7 protein-coding genes are annotated in these 9,674 nt (G+C 74.2%); 4 read left to right on the top strand and 3 right to left on the bottom strand.

The features are described 5' to 3' along the window. Positions 1-13: 13 nt before the first annotated feature. The gene (locus L7D48_RS20735; protein WP_237881250.1) at positions 14-1,546 is read left to right on the top strand and encodes a methyltransferase; all 1,533 of its coding nucleotides are present in this window, start codon (positions 14-16) and stop codon (positions 1,544-1,546) included. Positions 1,547-1,659: 113 nt separating this feature from the next. After that, positions 1,660-1,857 carry a hypothetical protein gene (locus L7D48_RS20730; protein ID WP_237881248.1) on the top strand — a complete coding sequence of 66 codons (198 nt, stop codon included), beginning with the start codon at positions 1,660-1,662 and terminating at the stop codon, positions 1,855-1,857. A 160-nt stretch (positions 1,858-2,017) separates the two neighbouring features. Here L7D48_RS20730 and L7D48_RS20725 read toward each other — a convergent pair whose 3' ends face one another. From L7D48_RS20725 to L7D48_RS20715, 3 genes are all read right to left on the bottom strand, one after another. Further along, complete coding sequence (locus tag L7D48_RS20725; protein WP_237881246.1) at positions 2,018-2,263, bottom strand: TM2 domain-containing protein; 246 nt, start codon at positions 2,261-2,263, stop codon at positions 2,018-2,020. 215 nt (positions 2,264-2,478) lie between these two features. Continuing rightward, positions 2,479-2,871 carry a DUF2752 domain-containing protein gene (locus L7D48_RS20720; protein WP_237881244.1) on the bottom strand — a complete coding sequence of 131 codons (393 nt, stop codon included), beginning with the start codon at positions 2,869-2,871 and terminating at the stop codon, positions 2,479-2,481. Between the two features lie 95 nt (positions 2,872-2,966). Continuing rightward, complete coding sequence (locus L7D48_RS20715; protein WP_237881243.1) at positions 2,967-3,440, bottom strand: TM2 domain-containing protein; 474 nt, start codon at positions 3,438-3,440, stop codon at positions 2,967-2,969. A gap of 393 nt (positions 3,441-3,833) precedes the next feature. On the opposite strand from L7D48_RS20715, the gene topA reads away from it, so the two are divergent. Both topA and tmk read left to right on the top strand, forming a co-directional pair. After that, entirely contained in the window at positions 3,834-6,692 is a 2,859-nt protein-coding gene (gene topA, locus L7D48_RS20710) for a type I DNA topoisomerase (protein WP_237881241.1), read from the top strand. A gap of 132 nt (positions 6,693-6,824) precedes the next feature. After that, on the top strand, positions 6,825-9,674 hold a 2,850-nt coding region (gene tmk, locus L7D48_RS20705), incomplete at its 3' end, for a dTMP kinase (protein ID WP_237881239.1).

Raw genomic sequence — 9,674 nt, 5'->3', positions numbered from 1 at the left:
CGCCCTCCCCCGGCTGCGCGACGCCTTCCTCGCCGCCGGCTTCACCCCCGACGGGCTGCTGGAACTGCTCGGCGCCCCCGCCTACGCGGCCCTGGCCCGCAACGAGACCGTCCCCGCGCTGCGCGCCACGCGCGGCGGCGGCCGGCTGGAGACGCTGGTGCGGCTGTTCCTGCTCCAGCGTCCGGTGCCCTACGAGCGGGCCCGCTCGGCGCTCCCGGCCGACGAGGCGCTCACCGACGGCTGGCTGCGCCGCCACACCGGAGCCGGTGCGGACGCGGGCGGTGGCGGCGAGGCCGTCTCCGCCACCGTGGACGTCCGCCCGTACGCCGGACCGGAGGGGCTGAACTGGTGGATCGTCTCCGACCTCGGCTGTGCGGTCGGCGGGGCCGGCGGCATCCGTACGGCCGAGGGCGCCGGTACGGGCGCGGCCGACCGCTCGCAGCTCGTCCTCGGTGTCGGCGGCGCCTCGACGACCCTGGCGGGCATCACCGTGCGCACCCCCGTGGCCCGCGCCCTGGACCTGGGGACCGGCTCCGGCGTCCAGGCGCTGCACGCCTCCCGGCACGCCGCCTCCGTCACCGCCACCGACCTCAACCCCCGCGCCCTGCGCCTGACCCGGCTCACCCTCGCCCTCTCCGGAGCGCCCGAGGCCGATCTGCGCGAGGGCTCCCTCTTCGAGCCGGTCGAGGGCGAGGCGCCCTACGACCTGATCATCTCCAACCCGCCCTTCGTCATCTCCCCCCGCGCGGCGGACGGCACCCGTCTGACCTACCGCGACGGCGGCATGGGCGGCGACGACCTGTGCCGCACCCTCGTCGAGCGCTCCGCCGCCCATCTCGCCGACGGCGGCTACTGCCAGCTGCTGGCCAACTGGCGGCACATCGAGGGCCGTGACTGGAGCGAGCGGTTGGCCTCCTGGGTTCCCGAGGGCTGCGACGCCTGGATCGTGCAGCGAGAGGTGCAGGACACCGCCCAGTACGCCGAGCTGTGGCTGCGCGACGCCGGCGAGCACCTGGGCGACCCGGCCGCGTACGCCGCGCACTACGACGCCTGGCTGGAGGAGTTCGAGGCCGGCGGCACCACCGGTGTCGGCTTCGGCTGGATCACCCTGCGCAAGTCGGGCGCCCGGAACCCGTCGGTCACCGTCGAGGAGTGGCCGCACCCGGTGGAGCAGCCGCTCGGCGAGGAGGTGCGCGCCCACTTCGAGCGCCGGGACTTCCTGCGCGCCGCGGACGACGCGGCCCTGCTCGCCACCCGTTTCGTACTGGCCGACGAGGTCGCCCAGGAGCAGATCGGCAGGCCCGGAGCGGACGACCCCGAGTACGTGGTGCTCCGCCAGAACCGCGGCATGCGGCGCGCGACGAGGGTGGACACGGTCGGTGCGGGCTTCGCCGGCGTGTGCGACGGATCGCTTCCGGCCGGCCGCATCGTCGACGCCATCGCCCAGCTTCTCGGCGAGGACCCGGTGGGGCTGCGCGACCGGACCCCGGAGTCCATCCGCCTCCTGGTCGAGCAGGGCTTCCTGCTGCCCGCGGGAGAGGGGTAGGAGGCGGGCCGGGACGGGCGGGCCGTACGTTTGGCCAGAGCTCGCCCGGCTGTCCGAACGGCGTTCACCCGGCGTTCTCCATCGCGATCCCCGCAGGTGCCACCGTGCTCCGCATGGAAAGCGGACCCGCCGTCTTCGCCGGAGCGGCCTTCACCCTGTTCGGCGCCGGACTGCTGCTGTGGACCTCGGTGCGCGTACGGCTGCGCGAGCCGGTGGCCGAGGGGGCCGAGCAGGTCACCGCGGCCGTGCTCGCCTCGGTGTTCGGTGCGGCCTTCCTGGCCGCCGGGCTCTGGGCGTTCACACGCCTGTGAGCCGTCCGGCTCCGGATCCTGGACCCGGGCCCCTGGCCCCTGGCCCCGGACCCCGAGTCCCTGGCCCTGGAAAGCGGGAGCGGCCCGTGCCTCCCGACGCCGGGAGGCACGGGCCGCCGGGGTGCGTGCGCCCTGACGGCGCCCGGTCACCGGTCGGCCGTCAGCCGCGCAGGACGCGGCCCTGCTTGTCGGTGCGGTCGTTGCTGGTGAGGAAGAGGATTCCGTCGATCAGCGACCAGAAGCCCAGACCGCCGCAGGTCAGCAGCTGGGCGATCGCCATGCCGGTGTGGCCGGTGTAGAAACGGCCGATGCCCAGGCCACCCAGGAAGATCTGCAGCAGACCAGCGGTGATCTTGGACTTGTCGGAGTACGGCTGGCCGTTGGGCGCGGTGCCGGGGAACGCCATGGGTGGCTCCTTCGTGCTTCAGATGGGGACACGCCACGGCCGCTGATGTCATGTACCAGACGTGCCGTGGCGGAATCCCAGACCACCGAGGTCCGGTGAGGGTTGCGGCGAACCCGCGGTTGTGATCGAACGGTGATCCGACGGCACGTCACTTACCTGCGGAAACGTCCGGCATCCGAGCCCCGCGGGCGGCGGGCGGAGGCCGCCGGCCGGGCTCAGCCGACCAGGTTGCGCACCACCGCCCACACCACGGCCGTCCCCAGCACCACCGTCGTGCCGACCTTCCCCAGCTTCGGCCGGTAGCGGCGCCCGCGCAGCCCCTCCACCAGCCAGCGCCCGCCGAAGTACGCGGCGGCCGGGATGCCGAGGGTCAGCAGCAGGGCGTTGTCGTGGAAGGCCGCGACGACGTCCCCGTGCATCAGGTCGTACGTCATGCGGGTGCCGCCGCACGCCGGGCACAGCAGCCCGGTCACCGCGTTGAACGGGCAGCGCGGCAGCCACTGCCCGGCCTGGTGCGGGTTGGTCCCCCACAGGTAGGCCGCCCCGGCCAGTCCGGCCGCGAGCGAGCCCAGCGGCGGCGCGGCGGGATGGGTGCGGAGGGTGCGCACGACCCGGGCCGGCACTCCGGCGCCCCGGCTCCCGCCCGCTTCCCCGGCCCCTTCCGCTCCCGTTTCCGTCCTCCCGGTCACCGTGTTCACCGCGATCAGCTCCGCAGCACGCGGCCCTGTGCGTCGGTGGGGCTGTCCTGGGTGAGCAGCATGATCCCGTCGATCAGCGACCAGATGCCGCAGCCGCCGCAGGTGAACAGCTGGCCGAGGGCCAGGCCGGTGTGACCGGTGTAGAAGCGTCCGATGCCGAAGCCGCCCAGGAAGAGCGAGAGGACGCCCGCCACGACCTTGGACTTGTCGGAATAGGGACGGCCGTAGGGGTCGTAGCCGTACGGGGCGTTCGGGTCGCCGGTGTAGCCGCCCGCCGCGGGCGGCGGGGTCTGCTGCGGGTAGCCGTACTCCGGCTGGCCGGGCTGCTGGGGGTAGCCGTACCCGGGCTGGCCCGGCTGCTGCGGGTAACCGTACGCGGGCTGACCGGGCTGGCCGGGCTGGCCCGGCTGCTGGGCGTAGGGGTTGTTCTGCGGCTGCTGGGGCTGGCCGTACGGGTTCTGCTGGCTGGGGTCGGACATGGGAGGTTCCCCCGGTGTGTGGCTGGGACGTACAGACGGCCACATCTTGCCAGCCGGTGCGGGGGCGCAGGAATGGCGGCCGTCGGGTTACCGTTCGAGTAACCGAGCGGTGAAGGCTCCACCGGACGGCCGCGGGCCCGGGCGACCGCCCACCGCCGCGCTCCGGCGGGCACGGTGCCGGGGCCCGGACGGCGGATCCGGCGAACACGGGGAGATGGTTATCTCATCGGGTTACCGTTCGAGTGGCGTTGCGGACTTTTCCCGTTTGACACGGGGGCGGGAGGTACCGTCACACTCCGCAGCGAGAGCGCAGCCGCACGGAAGCGTGAAACACGCCGAGAGCAGACCGACCCGACGAAGCGGGACCACCGACCGGAGAAGAGCGAGAAGAAGTTGTCCCCGACCAGCAAGACCGCAGACGGCGGGCGCCGACTCGTGATCGTCGAGTCGCCGGCCAAGGCCAAGACGATCAAGGGCTACCTCGGTCCTGGCTACGTGGTCGAGGCCAGCGTCGGGCACATCCGCGACCTGCCGAACGGAGCCGCCGAGGTCCCCGCCAAGTACAAGGGCGAGTCCTGGGCCCGGCTCGGCGTCAACGTCGACCACGACTTCGAGCCGCTGTACGTCGTCAACAGTGACAAGAAGGACCAGGTCAAGAAGCTCAAGCAGCTCCTGGCGGAGTCCGACGAACTGTTCCTGGCCACCGATGAGGATCGCGAGGGCGAGGCCATCGCCTGGCACCTCCAGGAGGTGCTCAGGCCCAAGGTCCCGGTGCGCCGGATGGTCTTCAACGAGATCACCAAGGACGCCATCCGGGCCGCCGTCTCCAACACCCGCGAGCTGAACCAGCGCCTGGTCGACGCCCAGGAGACCCGCCGCATCCTCGACCGGCTCTACGGCTACGAGGTCTCCCCGGTGCTGTGGAAGAAGGTCATGCCGCGCCTGTCGGCGGGCCGTGTGCAGTCCGTCGCCACCCGCCTGGTCGTCGAGCGCGAGCGCGAGCGCATCGCCTTCCGCTCCGCCGAGTACTGGGACCTGACCGGCACCTTCGCCACCGGCCGCTCCGGCGACGCCGCCGACCCGGCCTCCCTCACCGCCCGGCTGAGCGCCGTGGACGGCCGCCGTGTCGCCCAGGGACGCGACTTCGGCCCCGACGGCCGGCTCAAGGGCGGCTCCGGCTCCGGTGACAAGGGGGGCGTCCTGCACCTGGACGAGGCCGCCGCCCGCGCGCTGGCCGCCGCCCTGGAGGGCGCCGACTTCGCCGTCCGCTCGGTGGAGTCCAAGCCGTACCGCCGCTCGCCGTACGCGCCCTTCCGCACGACCACCCTCCAGCAGGAGGCCAGCCGCAAGCTCGGCTTCGGCGCGAAGGTGACCATGCAGGTGGCGCAGAAGCTGTACGAGAACGGCTTCATCACCTACATGCGGACGGACTCCACCACCCTGTCCGACACCGCCGTCGCCGCCGCCCGCGCCCAGGTCACCCAGCTCTACGGCGCCGACTACCTGCCCGAGCGCCCCCGCACCTACGCGAGCAAGGTCAAGAACGCGCAGGAGGCCCACGAGGCGATCCGCCCCTCCGGCGACCGCTTCCGCACCCCCGCCGAGACGGGCCTGACCGGCGACCAGTTCAGGCTGTACGAGCTGATCTGGAAGCGGACGGTCGCCTCCCAGATGAAGGACGCCACCGGGCAGTCCGTCACGGTCAGGGTCGGCGGTCGCGGTACGGACGGCCGGGACGCCGAGTTCAGCGCCTCCGGCAAGGTCATCACCTTCCACGGCTTCCTCAAGGCCTACGTCGAGGGCGCCGACGACCCCGGTGCCGACCTCGACGACCGCGAGCGCCGCCTGCCGCGCGTCGAGGAGGGCGACCCGCTGACCGCCACCGCGATGTCCGCGGACGGCCACGCCACCAAGCCCCCGGCCCGCTACACCGAGGCCACGCTGGTCAAGGAGCTGGAGGAGCGCGAGATCGGGCGCCCCTCCACCTACGCGTCGATCATCAGCACCATCCTCGACCGCGGCTACGTCTTCAAGAAGGGCACCGCGCTCGTCCCCTCCTTCCTCTCCTTCGCCGTCGTCGGCCTGCTGGAGAAGCACTTCGGCCGCCTGGTCGACTACGACTTCACCGCCAAGATGGAGGACGACCTCGACCGCATCGCCGCCGGCGAGGCCGAGGCCGTGCCGTGGCTGCGCCGCTTCTACTTCGGCACCGACGAGCCGGGCGCCGAGGGCGCCGCCGCCGCGGCGGCCGGGAACGGCGACGGCGACCACCTCGGCGGGCTGAAGGAGCTGGTCTCCGACCTCGGAGCGATCGACGCCCGCGGCGTCTCCTCCTTCCCCGTCGGTGAGGGCATCGTGCTGCGGGTGGGCCGCTACGGCCCCTACGTCGAGGAGCCGCCCGCCGCCGAGGGCGAGACCGGCCGCCGCGCCGACGTGCCCGCCGACCTCCCGCCGGACGAGCTGACGGTGGAGTACGCCCGGGAACTGCTGGCCAAGCCCAGCGGCGAGTTCGAGCTGGGCACCGACCCGGAGACGGGCCGCCCCATCGTGGCCAAGGACGGCCGCTACGGGCCGTACGTCACCGAGGTGCTGCCCGAGGGCACCCCGAAGACCGGCAAGAACGCCGTCAAGCCGCGCACGGCCTCGCTGCTGAAGTCGATGTCCCTGGACACCGTCACCCTCGACGACGCCCTGAAGCTGCTCTCCCTGCCGCGCGTGGTCGGCACCGACCCCGACAGCGGTCAGGAGATCACCGCGCAGAACGGCCGCTACGGGCCGTACCTGAAGAAGGGGACCGACTCCCGCTCGCTCCAGAGCGAGGAGCAGATCTTCACCATCACCCTGGACGAGGCGCTGGCGATCTACGCCCAGCCCAAGCAGCGCGGCCGGGCCGCGGCCAAGCCGCCGCTGAAGGAACTGGGCACCGACCCGGCCAGCGAGCGCCCGGTGGTGGTCAAGGACGGCCGCTTCGGCCCGTACGTCACCGACGGCGAGACCAACGCCACACTGCGCCGCGACGACGACGTGGAGACGATCACGCCGGAGCGCGCGTACGAGCTGCTGGCGGAGAAGCGGGCCAAGGGACCGGCGAAGAAGACCGCCAGGAAGACGGCGGCCAAGAAGACCACCGCCAAGAAGACCGCGGCGAAGAAGACCACCGCCAAGAAGACGGCGGCCAAGAAAGCCACGGCGAAGAAGACGGCGGCCAAGAAGACGGCCGCCAGGAAGACCGCGGCGGCCGACACGGAGTAGGACCGCGAGAGCGGGCAGGCATACGGGCGGCGCGTGCGGGAACCTTCCGCACGTGTCCGTCCGTAACAGCTTCCCCGGCCGCTTCCCCGGCCGCACCGCCGCCCCCGTTCCCCCGACCGATAGGCTGACGGGATGACGCGTGCAGAGCAGCCACCGGTCGTGTCCCCCACCTCCGACGCCCTGGCCGCGGACTCCCGCGAGCGCGCCGTACGGGCCCTGCTGAGGCATGCCCCCCTGCGCCGGCTGTGGGGCGCACAGCTCGCCGGCGGAGTCGGCGACGCCCTCGCCCTGCTGGTCCTGGTGCTGCTGGTCCTCCAGGCGGCGGTCGCCGTACCGGCCATGGGAGGCGCCCCCGTCCTGGGCGGCGGCTACCGCGGCGCGGCGCTCGCCGTCGCGGCCGTCTTCGCCGTCCGGCTGCTGGCCACCCTGCTCTTCGGCGCGGTGCTGCTGGGCCCGCTCTCCTCCCTCATCGCGGACTCCGGCGGCGTGCTCGACCGCCGCTGGACCATGATCGGTGCGGACGGCGTACGGCTGGCGCTGATGATCGTCGCGCCGCTGTGGATCGACTGGACCCCCGACCAGGCGTTCGCTTTCCTGCTGGTCACCGTCTTCCTCACCGGGGTCGCCGAACGGGTCCGGGGTGTGGCCAAGGACAGTGCCGCACCCACGCTGCTGCCCGCGCCGCCCCCCGAGGGCGCGGCGGTGCGCCCCCTGCCGGACCACCACGACGCGCTGCGCCGCCTGTGGCTGCGCACGGGCTTCCTGGCCATCCCGGCGGCCGCCGCGGGACTGGTCGCCATCACCCTGGTCGGCAACCTGCTGGGCGCGGGCATCGAGTGGTTCACCACCCACCAGGCGGCACTGGCGTCGTACGCCGCGGCCGGCCTGTTCGCCGCGTCGATCGCCCTGCTGTACTTCCTGCACCTGCCCGGCGGCGGCACCCCGCGTCCCCGCTCCCCGCTGGAGGGCCTGCGCCGCCCCCGCACCGGCAGGCCGGAGAAGGGCGCCGACGGCAAGACCGTCCGCAAGGCCGTGGACAGGGGCCGCACCGGCGCCGCCCCGCTGCTCGTCCTGACCGGCGCCTGCGTGGCCGCCGCCGTCGCCGCGGCCGCCGCGCTCGCGGTGCTGCACGCCATGGACCTGGGCGGCGGCCCGGTCCTGTTCGGACTGTTCGTCCTGGCGCTGACCGCGGGCACCGCGGCGGGGGTGCGCCGGGCCCCGCGCGTACTGCCCGCGCTGTCCCGCAGGCGGCTGCTCGCCCTGGCCGTCGCACTGGCGGGCCTGGCCCTGCTCGCGGCCGGGCTGACCCCCGACACCACCGCCGTACTGCTGCTGCTCCTGCTCGCGGGCCTGTCCGCCGGAGTCGCCGCGAACACCGGGCACACCCTTCTGGACGAGGAGACCGAGGAGCCCCGCCGCGCCCGGATGACCGACCACCTGCACGCGTCCGTGCACGTCGCCGTCGCGCTCGCGGCCGTCGCCGCGCCCGTGCTGGCGGCCCTCATCGGCCCGCACCGGGTCGACAACGGCGACTTCGTCTTCGCCCACGGCGGCGCGGCCTTCACGCTGATGCTGGTCGGCGCGCTGCTGCTGCCGGTGGCGGCCCTCGTCCTGGTCCGCCTCGACGACCGGCAGGGCGTACCGCTGCGGCGCGATCTGCGCGAGGCGTTCGGACGCGGCGCCGAACCGCTCCAGGCCCCCTCGGCCACCGGTTTCTTCATCGCCCTGGAGGGCGGCGACGGCGCGGGCAAGTCCACGCAGGTGGAGGCGCTGGCCGAGTGGATCCGCTCCAAGGGCCACGAGGTCGTCGTCACCCGCGAGCCGGGCGCGACCCCGATCGGCAAGCGGCTGCGCTCGATCCTGCTGGACGTCTCCTCCGCCGGCCTGTCGCACCGCGCCGAGGCCCTGCTCTACGCCGCCGACCGGGCCGAGCACGTCGACTCGGTCGTCCGTCCGGCCCTGGAGCGCGGCGCGGTCGTCATCACCGACCGCTACGTCGACTCCTCCGTCGCCTACCAGGGCGCCGGGCGCGACCTGTCGCCGACGGAGGTCGCCCGGATCTCCCGCTGGGCCACCGGCGGGCTCGTGCCCCATCTGACCGTGCTGCTGGACATCTCCCCGGAGACCGCCCGCGAGCGGTTCACCGAGGCGCCCGACCGGCTGGAGTCGGAGTCCGCCGAGTTCCACCGGCGGGTCCGCTCCGGCTTCCTCGCCCTGGCCGCCGCCGACCCCACCCGCTACCTGGTGGTGGACGCGGGGCTGGAGCCCGAGGCCGTCACCACGGTGGTGCGGCACCGGCTGGACCGGATGCTGCCGCTGTCCGAGGCCGAGATCGCCGCCCGTGAGGAGGCGCGCCGCAAGGCCGAGGAGGAGGCCCGCAGGCGTGCGGAGGAGGAGGCCGCGCGCAAGGCCGAGGAGGAGCGCCTGGAGCGCGAGCGCCAGGAACGTCTGGAGCGGCTGCGCGCCGAGGAGGAGGAGCGCAGGAAGCGCGAGGAGGAGGAAGCCCGGCGCCGCGAGGAGCTGCGCAGGGCAGAGGAGGCCCGGCAGCGCGCCGAGGAGGCCCGCCGCCGGGCGGAGGAGGAACGCGCTCGCCGCGAGGCCGAGGAGCGTGCCCGTCGCGAGGAGGAGGAGCGCAGGCGCCGTCTGGCCGAGGAGGAGGCCCGGCTGCGGGCCGAGGCCGAGGAGCGCCGGCTGGAGAAGCAGCGCAAGGCCGAGGAGGCCCTGCTCCGCGCCGAGCGGGCCCGCAGGGCCGCCGAGGCGGAGGAGGCGGCCCGCCGGGAGCGGGAGTCCCGGGAGGCACGGGAGGCCCAGGAGGCGGGGCGCAGGCACTCGCTGCGCAAGGACGAGACGCCGGGCACCGGTACCGGGAACGGTGGCGGCGAGGCCGACGAGACCGCCGTCCTGCCGCGGATCTCGCCGGACGCGGAGGAGACGGTCGTCCTGCCGCAGCAGGCTCCCCCGGCTCCCCCGGCTCCCCCAGCT

This window comes from Streptomyces sp. ICN903 (assembly GCF_022015835.1).
Taxonomy (GTDB): domain Bacteria; phylum Actinomycetota; class Actinomycetes; order Streptomycetales; family Streptomycetaceae; genus Streptomyces; species Streptomyces fenghuangensis.
Note: the sequence above shows the minus strand (reverse complement) of the source record. Positions and strands in the feature narration are given on the sequence as shown.